Source organism: Pseudomonas sp. SF2 (assembly GCF_036858055.1).
Taxonomy (GTDB): Bacteria; Pseudomonadota; Gammaproteobacteria; order Pseudomonadales; family Pseudomonadaceae; genus Aquipseudomonas.
In genome coordinates, this window is record NZ_JAMBDI010000039.1 from 151578 (window position 1) to 170764 (window position 19187).

General features: G+C 59.1%; 19 protein-coding genes and 1 pseudogene. 5 read left to right on the forward strand and 15 right to left on the reverse strand.

What is annotated here, in order from left to right; translation table 11 throughout:
- The first annotated feature begins 48 nt into the window (after positions 1-48).
- The gene (locus M2S36_RS20960; RefSeq protein WP_233687028.1) at positions 49-1059 is read left to right on the forward strand and encodes a DUF4917 family protein; all 1011 of its coding nucleotides are present in this window, start codon (positions 49-51) and stop codon (positions 1057-1059) included.
- A gap of 32 nt (positions 1060-1091) precedes the next feature.
- Here the strand turns inward: M2S36_RS20960 and M2S36_RS20965 are convergent, their stop codons facing one another.
- The 14 genes from M2S36_RS20965 to M2S36_RS21030 form a co-directional block, all read right to left on the reverse strand.
- Complete coding sequence (locus M2S36_RS20965; RefSeq protein ID WP_207836582.1) at positions 1092-2135, reverse strand: tetratricopeptide repeat protein; 1044 nt, start codon at positions 2133-2135, stop codon at positions 1092-1094.
- 1 nt (position 2136) lies between these two features.
- Complete coding sequence (locus M2S36_RS20970; RefSeq protein WP_207836585.1) at positions 2137-3105, reverse strand: type II secretion system F family protein; 969 nt, start codon at positions 3103-3105, stop codon at positions 2137-2139.
- 26 nt (positions 3106-3131) lie between these two features.
- Positions 3132-4118: a type II secretion system F family protein gene (locus tag M2S36_RS20975; RefSeq protein ID WP_241105959.1), complete on the reverse strand. Its 987-nt coding sequence runs from the start codon at positions 4116-4118 to the stop codon at positions 3132-3134.
- Entirely contained in the window at positions 4115-5557 is a 1443-nt protein-coding gene (locus M2S36_RS20980) for a CpaF family protein (RefSeq protein WP_207836593.1), read from the reverse strand. Before M2S36_RS20980 ends, M2S36_RS20975 begins: the two co-directional genes overlap by 4 nt.
- Positions 5558-5560: 3 nt before the next feature.
- Positions 5561-6778, reverse strand: coding sequence for an AAA family ATPase (locus M2S36_RS20985; protein WP_333957780.1), 1218 nt, complete (start codon positions 6776-6778; stop codon positions 5561-5563).
- Positions 6772-7278, reverse strand: coding sequence for a TadE/TadG family type IV pilus assembly protein (locus M2S36_RS20990; RefSeq protein ID WP_333957781.1), 507 nt, complete (start codon positions 7276-7278; stop codon positions 6772-6774). The genes M2S36_RS20985 and M2S36_RS20990 overlap by 7 nt, the downstream gene beginning before the upstream one ends.
- Complete coding sequence (locus M2S36_RS20995; RefSeq protein WP_207836608.1) at positions 7278-7748, reverse strand: TadE/TadG family type IV pilus assembly protein; 471 nt, start codon at positions 7746-7748, stop codon at positions 7278-7280. The genes M2S36_RS20990 and M2S36_RS20995 overlap by 1 nt, the downstream gene beginning before the upstream one ends.
- Before the next feature lie 9 nt (positions 7749-7757).
- Positions 7758-9101 carry a TadE/TadG family type IV pilus assembly protein gene (locus M2S36_RS21000; RefSeq protein WP_233687032.1) on the reverse strand — a complete coding sequence of 448 codons (1344 nt, stop codon included), beginning with the start codon at positions 9099-9101 and terminating at the stop codon, positions 7758-7760.
- A 14-nt stretch (positions 9102-9115) separates the two neighbouring features.
- Complete coding sequence (locus M2S36_RS21005; RefSeq protein WP_063913206.1) at positions 9116-9397, reverse strand: hypothetical protein; 282 nt, start codon at positions 9395-9397, stop codon at positions 9116-9118.
- 15 nt (positions 9398-9412) lie between these two features.
- Positions 9413-10924: a type II and III secretion system protein family protein gene (locus M2S36_RS21010; RefSeq protein ID WP_233687033.1), complete on the reverse strand. Its 1512-nt coding sequence runs from the start codon at positions 10922-10924 to the stop codon at positions 9413-9415.
- Positions 10925-10987: 63 nt separating this feature from the next.
- Positions 10988-11800 carry a Flp pilus assembly protein CpaB gene (gene cpaB, locus M2S36_RS21015; RefSeq protein ID WP_063913207.1) on the reverse strand — a complete coding sequence of 271 codons (813 nt, stop codon included), beginning with the start codon at positions 11798-11800 and terminating at the stop codon, positions 10988-10990.
- Positions 11801-11812: 12 nt separating this feature from the next.
- Positions 11813-13147 (reverse strand): AAA family ATPase, encoded by a 1335-nt coding sequence (locus tag M2S36_RS21020; RefSeq protein WP_207836622.1) that lies wholly within the window; start codon positions 13145-13147, stop codon positions 11813-11815.
- 15 nt (positions 13148-13162) lie between these two features.
- Entirely contained in the window at positions 13163-13681 is a 519-nt protein-coding gene (locus tag M2S36_RS21025; protein ID WP_233687034.1) for an A24 family peptidase, read from the reverse strand.
- 36 nt (positions 13682-13717) lie between these two features.
- Entirely contained in the window at positions 13718-13912 is a 195-nt protein-coding gene (locus M2S36_RS21030; protein WP_207836634.1) for a Flp family type IVb pilin, read from the reverse strand.
- Positions 13913-14357: 445 nt separating this feature from the next.
- Here M2S36_RS21030 and M2S36_RS21035 point away from each other — a divergent pair, with 445 nt between their 5' ends.
- The 4 genes and pseudogenes from M2S36_RS21035 (at position 14358) to M2S36_RS21045 (ending at position 17818) form a co-directional block, all read left to right on the forward strand.
- Positions 14358-15239, forward strand: a complete 882-nt coding sequence (locus M2S36_RS21035; RefSeq protein ID WP_207836638.1) for a helix-turn-helix domain-containing protein — start codon at positions 14358-14360, stop codon at positions 15237-15239.
- Between the two features lie 84 nt (positions 15240-15323).
- Positions 15324-15437: pseudogene (locus tag M2S36_RS25165) on the forward strand (DUF4917 family protein); the annotation flags it as partial.
- A gap of 562 nt (positions 15438-15999) precedes the next feature.
- On the forward strand, positions 16000-16974 hold the full coding sequence (locus tag M2S36_RS21040; RefSeq protein WP_233687035.1) for a hypothetical protein: 975 nt from the start codon (positions 16000-16002) through the stop codon (positions 16972-16974).
- A 76-nt stretch (positions 16975-17050) separates the two neighbouring features.
- Entirely contained in the window at positions 17051-17818 is a 768-nt protein-coding gene (locus tag M2S36_RS21045) for a sulfite exporter TauE/SafE family protein (RefSeq protein ID WP_207836647.1), read from the forward strand.
- 146 nt (positions 17819-17964) lie between these two features.
- On the opposite strand, the gene M2S36_RS21050 is transcribed toward M2S36_RS21045, so the two are convergent.
- Positions 17965-19179: a class I SAM-dependent methyltransferase gene (locus tag M2S36_RS21050; RefSeq protein ID WP_207836649.1), complete on the reverse strand. Its 1215-nt coding sequence runs from the start codon at positions 19177-19179 to the stop codon at positions 17965-17967.
- Between the last annotated feature and the right edge of the window lie 8 nt (positions 19180-19187).

The following is a 19187-nucleotide window of genomic DNA, read 5'->3' on the forward strand; positions in this document are numbered from 1 at the left end:
GACATGCTAAAGTCGCCCCCGTTCCCGCTCCACCCAACGGACCCCAGCATGCCCGCACTCGACGCCACCCTCACCCCCTGGCCAGAACTCGCCGCCCTACACCCTTGCGACGCACTACTGCTGGGCAACGGCGCCAGCCGCGCGCTGTGGAAGCCGTTCGGTTACTTCTCGCTGTTCGAGGAAGCGCAACGCGCCGGTCGCAAGAAAGGCCTGGCCGTCAGCGACCAGGCATTGTTCAAGTCGCTGGGCACGGAACTGTTCGAGCCGGTACTCAGCACCCTCAACACCACAGTGCGCGCCAACGCCGCACTGGCCATCAACTCCACCGCGCCGCTGAACCGCTACTACTCGATCAAGGAAGCGCTGATCCACGCCGTACGCACGGTGCACCTGCCGTGGCCACTCATGCCGGCGGCCACCCTGGCAACCCTCAACCAGGCCCTGCGCGGCTACCGCAGCGTCTACACCAGCAACTATGACCTGCTGCTACCCTGGGCCGTGCAACACGCCCCGCACGGCTTCGCCGAACTGTTCGACGAGCAAGGTTTCTTCGACGTGCGCCGCACCAGCGGCGAAGGCACCCGGGTGCTGCACCTGCATGGTGGCCTGCACCTGCTGAAGCTGCCCGACGGCACCACCCGTCAACGCAGCGCCGACAGCGCCGAACTGCTCGATGGTTTTGCCGTGAACATCCCGGGCGAAGTGCCGCTGTTCGTCAACGAAGACCGCAGCGACGAGAAACTGCGCGCCATCCGCAACTCGGATTACCTGGGCTGGTGCCTGGGGCAACTGGCGCGGGAAAGCCAAGGGCTATGCCTGTTCGGGCAGCACCTGGACAGCAGTGACCAGCACCTGCTCGAAGCCATCCGGCTGGCCCGACCGACGCATCTGTCGATTGCCATAAGGCCGTTGAGCGAGGCATCGGTGATCAACCAGAAGCAGCATTTCATCGATCGCTTCGGGGATATGCCGGGGACAGCGCTGCATTTCTTTGATGCCGGTACGCATCCGTTGGGGCAAGCAGCGCTGGCTATTGAAGCACCGCTCACCCACAGGTGAAATGAACCCATCAGGGGCCGCTTTGCGGCCCATCAAGGCGCCGATGCCGTTGTCACCTGCACGGCCGGGCCAACTGCAATGGGCTCGGGCATCGCCACATCGCCGCCCATCTGGCGGATTTGCCGAATCTGCTGGACCCTGTTCAGGTTTTCCCAGGCGATGGGATAGTGCCCCGGCGACAACTCGATGGCGCTGCGGAAAAACTGCTCGGCCACATCCAGCTTGCCTTCCACCAGGCAGACATAGCCGACATCATTGCTGGCTTCGGCACGCTTTTCGACCTGTTCGAAGGCAGACACAGCCTCCTCATAGCGCCCCATGCGAGCCAGCAGCAACCCATAGTTGCGCCAAAGCGGTTTGTAGGTCCCGTCGTAGCTCACGCCACGTTTGTAGCGTAGCTCGGCATCGGCCCATTGCCCGGCCATGTAGTAGGAATACCCCAGGCTGTTCTGCACCAACGCCGAACGTGGATCGATGAGCTCGGCCAGGCGGTAGTACGTCTGCGCCTCGGCGAAGTTGTCGGCCAGATCCGCGAGCACCCCCAGCCCGTTGTAGGCCTTGAGCGGTGACTTGCTGTCGACCCTGAGCGCAGCCGCCCCTGTCTGGGTATTGGCCGGGTCCTTGGTGAAGCGCTGCTGATCCACGGCAACTGCCTTCAACAGCATCGCCTTGGCTTGCTCATGTTTACGCATGGACAGATTCAGCAGGCCCATTTCGGTCAGGGCATCGGGGTTTTCAGGTGCCTTGCCCAGCACCTCGGTGAAGGCCATCTCGGCCAGCTGGTTATTGCCGCGTTCGCGGTGGATACGGCCAACCCAGACCAGCGCCTCATAACGTTCGGGTGCCAGCTCAAGGACGCGCAAGTACTGGTACAGCGCCTGGTCCAGGTCACCGGCCTGGTAAGCCATTGCCGCCACCTGCATCGCCTGGTCGGGCGAGTTGCTTTGCGACTGCACCTGGTAGAGCACCGAATTGCCAGCGGAGTAGACAGAACGTACACCATTCAGGTCTGGCCCCGTGCTCTGGCAACCTGAGAGCACGGCTATCATCGTCAACAGCAAGCTGATCCTGTTCATGTCATGGCTTCCCGAACGTTTTAAGTATCCCGATGATCACCGGGCCGATGGCTACCAGAAAGAAGCTTGGCCACAGACAGAAAATTAGCGGAAAAACCAGCTTTGTCCCGATTTTCGCGCCCATTTCCTCGGCGGCCTGCATGCGCCGGTCACGAAACTCCTCGGCATAGATGCGCAAGGTAGCCGCTACGCTGGTACCGAAGCGGATGCTCTGGGCCAACAAGCTCACCAGGCCCTGGATGTCTTCCAGACCGGTGCGATCAGCCAGTTGCCTGAGCGCTTCGGTACTGGAAATGCCGGCGCGGATCTGCGCATTGACCAACGCCAGTTCCTCGGCCAGCTCGGCCTGGCTGACCGCCATTTCTTCGGCCACCCGCTCGATAGCCTGGGGTAACGCCAGGCCCGACTCCACGCACACCACCATCAGGTCCAGGGCGTCAGGAAAGGCCGCACGCAACCGCCCCTGCCGAGCCGTCTTGCGCTTGTCGACATACATTGCCGGCAATAGCCATCCGCTAGCAGCCCCCATGGCCACCACTCCCATGCCCGTCATCAGGGAAAGGTTCGGAACCAGTGGCAATACCAACAGCGAAACGCCTACCAGCAGCAACGGCAACAGCAAACGCACTGCCCAATACACCTGTACCGCCGACGCCGAACCATAACCCGCGTGGGTCAACAGGGTTCGAGTGGCTGACACCTGTCCATCCGTAGACGGGGTAACGCGCCGACCAACCCGCTCCAGTAGAAGCTGAAGGTTTCCTGGCGCCTCCCGCCCGGGCGCAGCGCTGGAGTGGTCACGCTTGATCAATGCAAGACGGCGTTGCAGCGGGCTCTGCAACCCCAGCACAAGCAACGTCACGGTGATGACCGCAATGACCGTGCTCATCCCGATCGCACCGACGATCAGCAGGCGTGCCAATGCCTCGTTGTCCGTCACCCCACTCAACAAACCGAGCAAATAGTCCATGACCGACGCCCCCATGCGAGAACTGCCTAAATCTGGATACGGATAATTTTACGAATCCAGAAAATCCCCACCAACATTGAGCCAAAAGCCCCCATGACCAACATTTGCCCAGTGGGATCCTTGATCAGTAACGTCAGGTAGTCCGGGCTCGTGATAATGATCGCTGCCGCCAACAGGAAGGGTATGGCCACCAACACCCAAGCCGACATACGCCCTTCGGCCGACATGGTCTTGACCTTGCGCTGAAAGCGGAAACGCCCGCGGATCAGGTTGCTCAGGCGCTCCAGTACTTCGGTCAGGTTGCCGCCGGTCTCTCGGTGAATGAGGATCGAGGTGACCAGCATCATCACCGTCATGCTGGGCATCCGCTCCAGCAGGCCAAGCATGGCCCGGCGCACATCATTTCCGTAGTTGATATCGGCGAAGGTCAGGCCGAATTCCTGCGCCACCGGCCCCTTGTGTTCCTCTGCCACCAGGCGCAGGGTTTCATTGAAGGGGTGTCCGGCGCGCAATGCCCGGCACATGGCCTCCAGCGCATCCGGCAAACCCTCTTCGAACTGGGCGAAACGCTTGCCACGGTCATGGGTGATTTTCAGCAGCGGCAGCCAGAACGCCACGAACGCAGCCGCCAGCGCCAACCACCAGTAAGGAAAGAACAGCCAGGCCAGCATCCCGGCAGCCGCTGCCAGCACGAGCCCCAACAGCAGTACCCGATAGGCCCGGTACTCATGCCCGGCCTGCTCGATCATTTGCGTCAGCGTCGCCATGAAGGGTAACTGCTCGAGCCACGCCTCCAGCGGCGACAAACGAGTCAGGTATTTCTGCCGCAACACGGTCTGCATGTTCGGCAGATGGCTTGCGCGCTCCAGGATCACCAGTCGGCTGCGGATACGTTTACGTACCTTGCCCGCCTCGCCGAACACCGGCACCACCAACCCTTGGCTGAGGAGAAACACGGCAATGAACACCATGCCGAGAAATATCAGGATGTATTCACCGGGTATCTGGCTCATGGCTGACGAGCCTCCATCCATTCAGGCCTGAACATCGTCAGCGGCAGTTCGATCCCGCGCTTGGCCAAGGCATCGCGAAAGGCCGGGACCATGCCACTCGGCCGGAAGTCGCCAAGCACCTGGCCCTGCTCGCCCACACCATTGCGGACAAAAGAGAAGATCTCGGTCATGGTGATGATTTCGCCTTCCATGCCGTTGATCTCCTGCACGCTTACCAACCGCCGCTTGCCGTCTTCCTGCCGCTCCAGCTGGATCACCACATCGATGGCCGATGCGATCTGCTGACGCATGGCCTTGATCGGGAACGTGGCGCCAGACATCAGGACCATGTTCTCGACCCGGCCCAATGCATCGCGCGCGGTGTTGGCGTGGATGGTAGTCAGTGAGCCATCGTGGCCGGTGTTCATCGCCGTCAGCATGTCCAGCGCCTCGGCACCACGCACCTCACCGATCACGATACGGTCCGGGCGCATCCGCAGGCTGTTGCGCACCAGCTCCCGCTGGCCCACCTCGCCGCGCCCCTCGATGTTCGCAGGCCGTGTTTCCAGGCGCACCACATGTGGCTGCTGCAGTTGCAGCTCGGCAGAGTCCTCGATGGTGACAATGCGCTCGTTGTGGGGAATGAAACTGGACAGCACATTGAGCATGGTGGTCTTGCCACAGCCGGTGCCGCCCGAGATCAGCACGTTCAGCCGGCCCCGCACGATCGCCTTGAGCAGCAACGCGATGGCCGGGGTCAGGGCGCCCGCCTGGATCAGGCTGTCGGTATTGAGCAGGTCCACCGCGAAACGGCGGATCGAGATACTTGGCCCATCGATGGCCAGCGGCGGGATGATCGCATTGACCCGTGAACCATCCTTGAGGCGGGCATCGACCAACGGCGAAGACTCGTCGATACGCCGGCCGAGGCTGGAGACGATGCGGTCGATAATGTTGAGCAGGTGCTGATCGTCGCGAAAACGCACATCGGTGCGCTGCAACTTGCCGAACCGCTCGACGTACACCGAGTCATGCCCGTTGACCAGAATGTCGGACACCGTGTGGTCGGCCAGCAGCGGCTCCAGCGGGCCAAGGCCAAGCACTTCATCGGTGATCTGCTTGATGATCAGCTGGCGGCTGGCGGAGCTCACCGGCGCCGAATGCTCATCGAGCAGACGTTGGCAGATATCGCGGATCTGCCGCACGGCCTCGGCCTGCTCGAGCGAGTCGAGCAAGGACAAGTCCATGACCTTGAGCAGTTGCTGATAGGTCTTCTCCCGCCACTCGGCTTCCACCTGGGTGACCTGGCTTCTGGTTTCAAAAAGAACGTCCGGCGCTGAATGCTCCCAGGCCATCAACGCCTCAGCCGGATCCTTCGCAGCGCCACCCTGCTTCGACGGCGTCGATGCCTCGGGGGTGACTGCCTGTTTGCGCAAACGGTTACGGAAATCGCTAAGCATGGTTCACCCCCGAAAAACACGCTTGAAGGCGCGTTTGAACAGTCCGCTGTCAGTGGCCACCTGCTTGCCAACCAGTTCCTCGGCCATCCCACGCAGCGCCTGGGTGATCGCCGACCGAGGTGCTTGCAGGCCTAATGGCACACCCGTGTTCTGACTCTGGTTGATGACGCTGAAGTCATTGGGCAGCTTCACGATATTGGTGCAGCGCATCGCCTCGCCGATATCCTTGAGGCTGACCGGTGCCGCCTTGTCGTAGCGGTTGACCACCACCTCCAGCTGATTGCCGCGTACGCCCAGGTCATCGCGCAGAATGCGCGCCAGGGAACTGGCGTCGCGCAGGTGGTTGACGCTCTGCTGCACCACGACGTACACCCGGTCCGCCTGCTCCAGCACTGACGCGGTGATGTGGTCGATCTGCCGTGGCAGGTCCGCCACGACCCAATCATAGTTGGCGCGCGCCAACTGCAGCAGCGCATCGAGCTGTTCGGCCTGGACATCCTGCGGCAAGCACAGCTCATTGGCGCGACTGCCAAGCACATGCAAGGACGGGCTGAAATGGCTGCAGAACCCGCGCAGTGCCACCCCGTCCATCTCTTTTATCTGCTGCAACACATCCAGTTGGGTGTGCGACTGCGCGACATCCAGGTGATGCGACACACTGCCAAACTGCAAGTCCAGGTCAAGCAACAGCGCGTTGCCCTTGAGGCTGAGCTGATGCGCCAGGTTACAAGCCAGTACCGTGCCGCCGGAGCCACCCTTGGCATTCATCACGGCGATCAGTTTCCCGGTTGCCGTACTGCTGGTCTGGGTCTCCATGACCATACGGTTCAAGGCTGCCATAAGCTCCGTGGCAACGATGGGTTCCGGCAGAAAATCGCGGGCACCGGCCTGCATTGCCAGGCGCATGCCTTCCCGATCGTCCAGCAGGCCGCACACCAACAGCGGCGGGCGTTCATGGGCCGGGCGTTGCAACAGGGCTGCCAGCTCCTCACGCCACAAGTGGCCAACGCGCAAGAGCAAGAAGTCGGGCTTCCGGTCCAGCCCGAAAAGCGGGTCGGAATGCCCATTGCTCACCTGGCGAACATTCACCTCCAGACCGGAGATGCGCTGACAGATTTCTTGCAACTGACGCAAGGCCAAGGCGTCAGAGCTGCTGATCAACAGACGCATCCCGGGCTTGATGGAGGTAGCGGATACGGAAGACTCCCTAAGATTCAGCATGGCGTGATCTCCGGTGCGACATCCGCCTCGGTATGACGCCCGAGGCTTTCGCGAGGTAAGGTCGCCTTGAATACTGGCAGGGTAATGGGCACCCCAAAACCTGGAATAAACAGGCTGAATTGAAAGTTCTGCAGGGTCAGCTGGACATAGCGGACAGCGGCAAACCCGGTGGCACTCACCAGATCACCGGGGTTGGCTACCAGCGCGCCGTTCTTGTCCAGGTAACGCAGGGTCAGGTCCCCGGTGTCCAAGTCGGCCAGCAGGGTACTGGCGCCACTGTCGCCGGCGCTGTTGAATATCGCCCGACGCAGCACTACCGGGTCGCTGATGTTGCAGACCGCTGCCAGACGTGCGCCACGCCGAACGGATTCATTCAGCACGTTCACGGTGTAGTACAACCGGCCTATTTCCAGCACCCCGAACAACAGCGTGAACAGCAATGCGCTGATGATCGCGAACTCTACGACGTAGACGCCTTCCTGCATGCCTCTGCGCTTCATCACAGTGCCCTCATCACGGTGGTGGCGACCAATGGGAAGTTCAGCGCCGTGCTGCCGCCAATAAAGGCAGGAATGCCGTTGGCGACCAGCGGGGAAAAGACAGAGCTGATGGTCACCTGCACGTGGTCGTTGGTGCCTGCCACCTTGGCCACCTGCACAGTGATGTTGGCCGGCATGCCGGTCAGGCTGCAGGGCGGCGCGGAAGGTGCACCGTACACCGCCACTTTCTTGGTCATGCACTCGAGATCAGCGCTCACCTCGACCTTGCCCAAGGTCGAGTTCCAGGCCTGGCTGGCGACGAAGCGCGCGGCATCACGGCTGCCTTGCAGCAGACTGTTGTACTGGTAAAGCATGCGGCCAAATTCGCCAAAGGCCAGCAAGGTCAGGAGCAACAGCGGCAGGGTGATGGTGAACTCGACGATTGCCACCCCTTGCTGGCGCTGCGCACGCTTGAGCCGGTGAAGTTCCATGACAGTTCCTCAGGAGTCGATGCTCGGTGTGCCACTGCCGTTGAGAAAGGTTTTGTACAGCTGGATGATCTGCGGGCCGGAATCGTCTTGCGGCGTGGGCCCAGGTACGTTGTCGCCTTCGCATTGCTTGACGAACTGGCCGAAGATCTGCGAATTCCCGCCCGAATTATCGGCCGGCTGCACTACATAGAAGCAACCGAAACCGAGGACCGGAATCGAGGATGCCCCCGCGTTCTTGCCCGAGCAGTTGCCCACTACGATCTTCAGTATCCGCCGCTCGAAAACTCCGTTTGACTGGCACCCCGTCCCCCCGCCGGCGACACATGCGGCGCTCTGAGCGGCATAATCGTTATAATCGAACAGCGACGTACCGCCAGCAGAGAGGTTGCCATTGCTCGAAGTGACAGGTTGGCCCTGATGCTCCAGTCGCGCCGGCGTGGTGCTGTCGTTGTACTTGATCTTCGGGTTGTCGTAGGTCGTCACCAGGTCGGGCGGATAGTCCGTCCCCTTGAACGACCCTGTGTAGTCGCCAAAGCGCGTATTCAAACCTTGAACGGAAGGGCCCACCGTGTTGCCTGGCTTGGTGTCGACGTTTTCCCCGACATTGCGGCAAACCGAGCCGCCGCCAGCCATGAGTTCGCCAACCTCCTTGCCGCCCGAGCCAAAATCGAGCAGCTGGAAATTGCCGGGGCCAATGGGGTCACTGTTCTTGGCGGCTGACTTCAAGACCTCCAGGTCACCGAAACGATAGCCCCAGAACATGCCCGCATCCGGGTTGTATTGAGCCGGGTTGCCACACACCAGCAGCGGCGCAAGATCGCATGGGCTGGTCGGGCTCGGCCCGGCGGTGGCAATCGCCGTCACGCTCTTGGCCCCCACGGTTCCCGTACCGATTGACTGGGCGAAGCTCCAGAAAAAACCCGCCAGTGAGTAATTCGATACCGAGACCCGCACATAAGTGGCATTGACCGGCCCCGGGAAGGAGAAAGGCCCATAGACATTGTCTGCCAGCTCCACCACGGCGAATGCTCCAGGGTTGCCGCCTATTGCCGTCAACAGTTCGTTGTTGCCTGCGGCCTTGGCATTTTCGTTCAGGGTGAAGAGCGCGGCGGCTCGCGCGGTACTGGCACTATTGCCAGAGCCCATCACCTGGCTCAGGGTCTTTGCGCCACTCAGGGCGGCAGCGTCCACAGCATTCTGCAAGCGTGTCTTGTTCAACAGCATGTGGCCCCCGTCGAGCACCAACGCTGCCATCATCAATATCGCTACCAGAGCGATCACGATCATGACAGTCACTGCCCCCCGCTGTTGGCCTGGCCGCGCGGTGAACATCCGTTGAGCTCGAGGAGACATGGTCACACCCTCAATCAGCGAGTTGAATCAGTGACTTGGATCTGGATCGGCTGACCGACCTGCTGCGCATCGCCAGTCGCCCCCCGATAACCATTGATCACATTCTCCAGCAATGGCCCATCGGCGCCGGCGGCAGGCAGTTCGGTGCCTGGGTTGGCGGCCACTTGCTTGTCGGCAATCTGCTGGTAGGTGGTCTGGTAGACGCTGTAGCCCAACGGACCAACGCGCCCTTCGTCATACGTCATGCAGCCGGACAACCCCGATACAAGCGCGCAACCCACGATCATGCTTTTCATGCTGGTTCTCTCCGATCAGTTCACATCATGGCCAAAGTTGCCACCGCTGACCCCGAGGCTGACGGGCACCGCGCGCCCAGGCTCACTGCCCTTGGTCTTGCCGAGCAGGTAGAAGTCCAGGTCACTGGGCTCGACGAACTTCTCGGTGGGCAGGCGCACCGCCTTGGCATCCACAGGCTTGGCGAGGTGCGGCGTCACCAGGATCACCAGTTCGGTTTCACCGTTGATGAACGATTGGCTGCGGAACAGGTGCCCGAGTATCGGCAGGTCCCCCAGCCCTGGGAAACGGCTGACGAAATCGCGGGTGTTCTCACTGATCAAGCCGGCAATGGCGATGGTCTGGCCATTGCCAAGTTCGACCGTGGACTCGGCACTGCGCTTGGTCAGCGACGGAATGACCTGGGTAACACCATCGCCCAGGACACTGCTCAGGCCCGTGTCCAGCACCAGCGAGTTGACGTTGGAAAGCTCGCTCACCGAGACATTCAGGTTGAGGTTGATGCGCCCGGAGTCGAGCACCACCGGCAGGAACTTCACCCCGACCCCGAATTCCTTGTATTCGACGGTGATGCCGTCATCCTCGGTGATCGGCACCGGGAACTCGCCACCTGAAATGAACTCCGCCTGCTGGCCGGTCAGCGTGGTGAGGGTGGGTTCAGCCAGCACTTTGGCCGAACCATTGTCCTTGGACGCCTCCAGCACCACGTTGAAGAGGAAATCGTCGGACAGGAACTGGGCGAACAACCCTTTGCCGCCACCAATCAACGAACCAGGCGAAAGGATCGACCCGCCACCGGGAGTCAGGCCCAGCCCTTGACCATTGTTGAACCCGCCACCGCTCCAGTTGCCGGAGGTGCCAAGGGCATTGAAGCGCACGTTGAGGTTCTTGATCAGGCTGCGCTGCATCTCCGCCACCTTGACTTCCAGCATTACCTGCTGGCTGCCACCGACACTGAGCAGGTTGATCACCTCCAGCGACTGGGTCGGCGTCGCCTCAGCAGCTTCACCCTTGCCTTGCACCACGCTGGCGGTTTGCGCGGCATAGGTCTTGGCAACCTTCATCGCCGTGTCCATGGCGGCAGCGCTGCGCACCTGGCCACGCAGCACCAGCGCGCCCTGGGCACTGAACACCTCGATGTTTTCCTCGGGCAGCAGCTGGTGCAGTTTGGTCTTGAGCCCGGTGAGGTCATGCACGACCTCCACATCCAGGGTCTCGATCAAGCGGTTGTTGCTGTCCCAAAGCAACACGTTGGTAGTGCCCAGAGAACGGCCGAGCAGGTAGAGCTGGGTCGGGCTGGTGATGAGGATGTCGGCAATATCCGGGTTGCCGACCGAGATTTTCCTGACCGGTGTACGAGCGCTGATCGTCCGCGACTTGTAGATGGGTACCTGGATCATGTTGGTATTGGCCGCCGGCATGGCGCTGTATCCCGCCCCCGGTCCTTCAGCCTGCGCCACGCCAGCGAACAGCAGCTGCGTACCCAGCCCACACAACAGGTACAGCCCTAGTCTCTGCAAAGTATTCATTGACTACTCCCTGCGAGGTGATCTTGTTCCTGCCGAAGGTTAGCTATTCGGAAGCCAGCTGCCTTAAAACCTTGCTTTTGCTATCTCGACTTCAGTCCCGCGGATGATGGTGACCGCGCCAACGCCACTGCTGCGATTCACCACCGGTTTTGGTTGCGGCCTGGCGGCTGGCGGCGCGGCCTTGGCCGGCTCGACAGTGGCAACGACTGGTGGCTGCTTCTGAGCGTCCAGCGGGTTGCGCAGGGCCAGTTGCAACCTCCCTTCCGATTGCGCCTTGACCAGGACCTCGGCCTCTTTGGCCGACATTTCCAGGGTCACGGCACGCACCACCACCGGTTGCGTCTTGTCCGTCCCCGCGGTCTGGTCCACGGCCAACACCCGCAAGTCCTGGAGGATGGTCGTGGACTCTGCTTCATTACTGCTGCCATTGCTTTGCCTGGTCGCCAGTACATCGACCCGGTTACCCGGCAAGAGGAAGCCCCCCACCCCGACCACGTCATCGACACGCACCGAAATGGCACGTTTGTCAGGAGCGATCAACGAAGCCAGGGTACTGCCACCCAGGTGCTCGGCCAGGCGTGCGCTGCGCAGGACATCGCCGCGCAGCAGGGCGAAGGTGGCGATCTTGCCCAGCACCTTTTCGTTGCTGTCGAAGGCATCATCAGGTACCGCATCCTTGGGCATGCGCACGATGGCAACCTGCTGGGCCTCGATCATCTGCCCGAACGGGATCTCCACCGTGGCGACCACCACGTTCTTCATGTTGTCATCCGGGGTGGTGTTGAGCCGCCCATTGAGCCAGTTGTTGGCCATCCAGGCGGCACCAAGCCCCAGGGTCAGGGAAACAGCAATCAGGGTAAGCGTACGGGCGCTCATGTCTGCAACTCCTTATCCGAGGAAGTCGATCTGAACGAAGTAGCTGTGCCAGGCCCATTCCAGCTCCTGCGGCGACAGCGGACCATCGCCGCCCTGGTATCGCTGGCGGTCGAGCGCCATGCTCAGCAGGTCGCGAGGGTGGCATGGCACCAGCGGCACGCCTTCGGCCTCGTACAGCGTCTGTAGCGCATAGCGCAACAGCGACGGATCGTAAGCCAGGCCCAGGCGTTCGCATTCCTGGCGCCAGATGCGTTCGTACTCATCGACTTTCAGGTAGCTGAACTGCAGCTTGTAGCCAATGCGCCGCAAGAAAGCCTCGTCAGCCAGCTCCAGCGGGTTGAGGTTGGTGGAGAACACCAGCACCAGATCGAACGGCAGCTCGCAATGACGCCCGCCGCCAAGGTTGAGGAAGTCGCGCTTCTCTTCCATCGGCACGATCCAGCGGTTGAGCAGTTCGGCCGGGGCCATGCGCTGGCGCCCCATGTCGTCGATGATGAACAGGCCATTGCTGGCCTTGAGCTGCAGGGAGGCCTGGTACTGACGGGTAATGGGATCGAAACGGACATCCAGTTGCTCCATGCCCAGTTCACCGCCGGTGATAACGACCGGGCGCTTACATCGCACCAGCCGGCGATCGATTCCTTCGTTGAGCAACAGGCTGTTCGGTTGGCTCTCTTCCTCCAGGCGCTGATGCACCTGGGGGTCATACACCTCGATGACCGACTCGTTGATCTCTATGGCATGAGGGACCCAGATGTATTCGGCGAACAGGCGAATCAACCGGCTGCTGACGTAGGTCTTGCCGGTGCCTGCGGGGCCGTAAATCATGATTGCGCGCCCGGAGTTCAGCGCTACGCCCAGTTGATCGAGCATGCTCTCCGAAAGCACGACACCGGTGAAGGCCGTATGCATGTCCTGCGTAGTGATGCGTCCATGGTGAATGGTCTGCAGCTTGAGCAGGTCACGGTAGGCACTTACCGGGAAGGGCGCCGCGCCGATGTAGCCGCTGCGCGCCAGTGCATCACGGGCGGTACCGCGACCACGTTCGGTCAAGCCGTAGCGCAGCACCTGCCCCCCCGTTTGCACACCGACCTGGCCCAGTACTTCGACGCGGCCATCCTTGCGCAGAAAGGCCAGCACTTCTTCCACCACCGCACCGGTCAGCGCCAGGCGCTCCACCAGACGCGACAGGTCCAGCGTACCGGCGTCATGCAGGTGCTTGCACAACAAATCACCGAGAAAGCTTTCTGCCAGGCCAGTCTCGCGAACCGTACGTGGCTGAGGTGCCAGGCCCTGCACTGCGTCCTTGGCACAGGCGCAGGCACCACTGTCTCTGAGTGCGTACATTGTTAGCCTCCCAGGCTATAGGCCAAGCGGTTGCCAATAAAGGCTGACAAGGGTTCCGGACAGGATCGCGACTGAATAAGGGAACGGTTTACCTGCCACCTCATCCGCCTTCGGCGCAAAATAGGCCTGCGCAGTCAAGATCAACCAGTAGCGTTCTAACGTCTGTTTCAACTGTCCGCGCAGGAGCACTATCAACATCCCGCACACGCCACCGGCGATCAGGCTAAAAAGTGCTGCTGAAAGTGCGTCAGGCGGTGTAAGAAAACTACCGACCATGGCCATAAGTTTGACGTCGCCGGCTGCCATGCCCCCCAGCGCGTACATCGGAATAAACACGGCAAATCCGATAAACATACCCAGTACGCCATAACCTAGCCCGGTAAGTTCTGCGGAATAAACCTGGCCTGCCAACCCCAACCCCAACCCCAGCAAGACCAGAAAGTTGGGAATGCGGTGGTTACGAAGATCCCCGACCACCGCAATACCCAGCAGCCCTAGCAGCACGACAATGGCGAACAGAGACTCTGCTGACATTGCTGCATCCCCCTTGGGGCTTAGTTAAGAATGAGTTCAAGGGGCAGCGGTGCCTCCAAGCGCAGTGATCAGCCCGTTGATTTTCCCCTTGACCGCGGTTCCCAAGTTGGTGAACGCAGTAATAAGGGCGAGGGCAACCAACCCACCTGCTACCGCATATTCCACGACGGTCAGGCCATCTTCATCTTTGACGAACTTCATCAACGAAGCCTTGAAAGTTTGCATATTCATTTCGCTCACCTCGCTAAGGACATTATTTTTATTCCCAGGCAGTGGTGTTTTGCACTACCTGTTGGGAATCCTAGTCAGAGGGTGACAGTGGTGGTTAGGAGATTTTTGCGAATCGCTAGGACTTTTTTGCGGCCATTTGCCAGCATCGAAAAAAGTGACAGGCCACCAGGGAAACAAGCGGGAAAGGATAATGTGAGAAGCACTTTCGAACGCATTTGCACTCGATTCAGCGTAAGCGTACGGCCCACTCAGTCAAAGGCGACAAGCGGTCGTTCTGGCCAAACACCAACAAAAATCCGCAGCCCGTCTAACATCAGGGCTTTAGACAACACATAGAACGCAATAGACAAAAACTAGCTAGCCTAATAACCAAATCAATCGGCGAGCTGATGGCATGTTGTCAATACTGCAGCACGTAGGGACACCCTCAGGAGCAGGTTAAGTCATGATGTCTAACCCGGGCAAAAAGCCCCTGTTGTTGTGGTTCGATCTGACACGTGATCGCTCCACCGAAGCCTTGATGGCACAGTTCAGTCATGTCTGCGATTGCAAGCTGGCAAAGACGGTCGCGCATTCCGAACGTCAGCAGGCAGACATGATCTGCATGCATTTCGATCGTCCCGACACCCTGAACCTCAACCTGCTCCTTGAGGTAAAACGCAGCTCGCCTGCCATCCCGATCACCATGCTCACAGTGCAGCACTCCGAAGAACTGGCCGTCTGGGCCATGCGTTCGCGTGTCTGGGAATATCTGGTATTGCCGCTTACAGCCAGCGAGATGAGTCGCTACCTCGGCGTCCTGAAGCAGCTTTGCGAAGTCCGCCGCACTATCAAGAGTCAGGGCAATTCGCAGCAGATCGACCATCTGCCGTCGCTGCCCGACAGCATTCGCCTGACTGGCGAACACCACAAGCACCAGGCGCTCAGCAAGGTGATGCCGTACATCGACCAGCATTTTCGCGAATGCATCGATCAAAAGGACCTGGCGCAGCGCTGCGGAATGACTACCGCTCGCTTCAGCCGCCTGTTCAAGGAGGTCAACGGCGTGGGGTTTCTGGATTACATCCTGAGCAAGCGCATGAACCTGGCCATGGACCTGCTGGTCAACAGCCAGATGCCGATTACCAGCATCGGCTATGAGGCAGGTTTCAAGGACCCGTCCTACTTCGCCCGCGCCTTCAAGCAGGTCAGCAACTGCACGCCCAGCGAATATCGGCAGGCCCGTCAGCCTGGAGCATCAGCCAGCGAAGCCGAGCCCCTGAAAGGTGCAAATGCGTCCGTGCCGGATAACGTGTTACCGAGTGCTGCGCTTCACAAGAGCCGCTGATAAATCATTTGCCCAAGGCTCACTCTGCTGAGAAGCAATGGCGCCAGCCTGGCGTTATGGAAGCCGTTTGGCTATTCACCAAACGCGCGTCCGGTGCACCTGTCGATTGCCATCCGGCCGTTGAGCGAGGCTTCGGTGGTCAACCAGAAGCAGCACTTTGTCGAGCGACTCAGGAGCTTGTGGGGGCCAGCGCTGCATTGACGATCACAGGGCATGCCGATCAGGGCGTTGAAATAATCCATCGCTCTCAAGAGGTCGAGGAATGCATCTATACGACTACAGGTAGAGAACTGAGAGTTCAAGACAAACTCAAGCTCCATAACCAAAAGATAACGAAGCCTGTGATCGCACCTACGAATGCAAAAACACAACCCACTTAAGAACAAAGAACTTTCCTACAGCTTTAAAAGAAACTTCCGTAGGAATAACACCGCCCACCAGCACTTAACTACCCCCAGAAACAAACACCCTAAAAAACCTGTTGACTTCAGCAAAAAAACAGTGATGTCATTATTGCACGAAATGGACCTCAAAAAACAAAGGCCAAACAGGGACAAACTCAATGTCATCCATGCATCTTTCTACCCTAACAAAAAGCTCACGCCTCTTCGTGCCGAACTTTAAATACCCTAGAAAAACCATCAGGACCTACCACCACTACCCATAACAACAATAATATTCAACACAAAATTAGCTACCTTCCACACCTTATCCATCAGTACGACATTGGCCACTCACTCGCTTGCTTATAGGTGTACACATGCCCAAAAACAACAGGAAAAGTCTCTTCAAAAACACGATATCAATGCAGGAGTTTGGACATAAATTTATCGAATCATTACCCAGCCACTTGCAAAACCTGAAAATACCTGGACGACAACTCAGCATAGACCATAGAAGAAAACCTCTACTCGCCAAGATTGAGGACATACCTGCAATTCAAAAAGCAATGATCGAAGTGCTCAACCATCCCATCACGCAGGACTCTCACCACCTTACCGAAAGTGCCTTTCAACTCTTTCTAGAAAAGAAAAATACTGACATAGGAGTTTTAAAGTTCTTCAACGGATGGAATGAGACACATAAAACGACAAGCTTGGTCTCCGCAAAGGTCATCATGCGATTGTCGAATGACACCCTATCCCTACCGCTGGAGAAGCAAAGTGGTCATTGCATCGTCATGGCCCACATGCACGAAGTTGCAAAAGATGATTTCGGCTTAGGACATGAGGGACATGATGGAATGTACCCGAACATGACAGGCGCCTTCAGCGCAACCGACTGGAGTCAAGACCGATTCTCTGTAAAGCAGTGTAACGATTTCTCCGGTTTCCTCTACAGCGTTGGCGTAGCAGGGAATAAACTTCCGATGAATTCTATCGAATATATGCAATCCATGATGAATGCCATGATGGTCTCCATCGCATCTGAACTCTGGAATGGACGCGAGTACAATTTTCTCGCCCAACACATTGAAGATAAACTTTTGGCTATCAACCCGTCACTTGGTTCAAATACCAATGATCTAAGAAACGCAAAAGGCTATGTACTCAGCCATTCCGGCGAAGTCGAGAACAAGCATGGTCTGCATGCCTTGGCCGCTGCGCAAGCGTATGGCCGGGTTACAGGACTGACCTTTGACCCAGTTCGACTGCAGACGATCATGCTTGATTACAACCAACGTGTTGGCAAGGCGTTTTATAACCTTCGCGAGGTCTTGAGCCAAATTAACTGACCGATTTGATCGGCCACACGCCTGACTGCCGTATCAAAAAGCCGATAGATCTCCACTCATAAACCTGGTGTCACCCATGGAATTCGAGCACGCTCTGATCACTCTGGGCCTTTTCGCTTTTTGCGGCGGATTAATTGATGCAGCAGTAGGTGGCGGAGGGCTTGTGCAAGTCCCCGCCCTCCTTCACGCACTGCCAAACCACAGTTTGGCCACCGTATTTGGCACTAACAAAGTCGCTGTTTTCGCGGGTAACATTTTCTCCACCCTGAGCTATGCGAAACGAATCAAGATCGTATGGCGACTGATGCTACCGACAGCACTTTCTGCGTTTGTCTTTGCATTCCTGGGCGCCTACTCCGTCTCGCTGGCGCCCAAAGCCTTGATGGAGTACATTGTCTTCGTCGTTCTGGTAGCAATGGCAATTTATACATTCATCAAGAAAGACCTTGGGCAAACCCATACATCTATACAATGCGGCAAGAAAGAAATCGTACTGGGTATTTTCTTTGGTGGCACCATCGGCTTCTACGATGGTATCTTTGGACCCGGCAGTGGCAGCTTGCTGCTGTTCATTTTCGTCAAATATTTTGGTTTCGACTTCCTGAACGCATCGGCCTCTGCAAAGTTGGTCAACCTGGGTACATTTACTGCGGCACTGCTTTTCTTCATCCCCTCCGGCCATGTGCTATGGACAATCGGTGGTGTGGTGGCTGCCTGCAATGTTGCAGGTTCGTTGACGGGTACTTTCCTGGCATTACGTTACGGAAGCCGGTTTATCCGCACCTTCTTTTTAATCCTCTTGATCTTTCTGATTGGAAGAATGGGCGTTTCGCTATTCCTGTAGGAGTACGCCAAGCCCTTTGGGAGCGCTGTGGGAGCGGGCATGCCCGCGAAGAATACAACGCGGAGGCTGGCACCGGCTTCGCCGGTGTTCGCGGGCACGCCCGCTCCCACAGAGGCACGCGTGAGCAGGTCAAACGGTGGCAACAATCAGAGCAACCCATCCGCCCGCAACAACGTTTCCAGGCAATGCTCCTGCACCCCATAGAACGCCTTGAGCTGGGCAATCTTCTCCAGCAACGCCCCGTTGTCCCCTGCCTGGCGCCGCTTCACCGCAAGAATCATCTTGTTCTTGTTGGTGTGCTCCAGCGAGATGAACTCGAACACCTTGGTCTCGTACCCGCAGGCTTCCAGGTACAGCGCGCGCAGGCTGTCGGTCAACATCTCGGCCTGCTGGCCCAGGTGCAGGCCGTACTGCAGCATCGGTTGCAACAACCCCGGGCTGTGCAGTTGCGGGCGGATCTGCTTGTGGCAGCACGGCGAGCACATGATGATCGCGGCGTTGCAGCGGATGCCGGTGTGGATGGCGTAGTCGGTGGCGATGTCACAGGCATGCAGGGCGATCATCACCTCGATGGCCTCGGGCACCACGCTACGCACGTCGCCACACTGGAATTCCAGGCCTGGGTGTTCCAGGCGCGAGGCGGCGGCGTTGCACAGGTCGACCATGTCCTGGCGCAACTCGACGCCGGTTACCTGCGCTTCGCGGCCCAGGCTGTTGCGCAGGTAGTCATGCATGGCAAAGGTCAGGTAGCCCTTGCCCGAGCCGAAGTCGGCCACCCGCAGCGCCTGCTCCACCGGCACCGGGGCGCTGGCCAGGGCGTGGTCGAAGACTTCGATGAACTTGTTGATCTGCTTCCACTTGCGCGACATGGACGGGATCAGCGCGCCTTGTGCGTCAGTTACGCCGAGGTCACGCAGGAACGGCCGTGACAGCTCCAGGTAGCGCTTCTTCTCGCGGTCATGGCCACTGCTGGTGGCAGCTTCACGCGGGGCCTGTGCGCCGTGGCGCTGGAGCATGGGCTTGCCCTTCTTGCTGAAGGTCAGCTGCACTTCACCGTCGGCGTCGAACAGGTGCGCGTTGCGGAAGCTGTCCGGCAGCAGCTCGGTGACCAGCGCCTGGGCCTGGTCCAGCGCCAGGTTGCGGGTGATGTCGCGGGTCTGGTGGCGGTAGACCAGCGACAGGCACGGCTGGCCCTTGACCTGCAACGGCTTGGCGATGATCCGTTGCAAGGTCTGGTCGGCACCGACATGGCGCGCCAGCACCAGTTTGACCAAGGTATTGCCATGCAAGGCGGCTTTCAGCAGGTCGAGAAACTGGGTGCGCGCATCCGGCGCGGATGGGGCAGAAGAACTGGCGGACATGGAGAAAC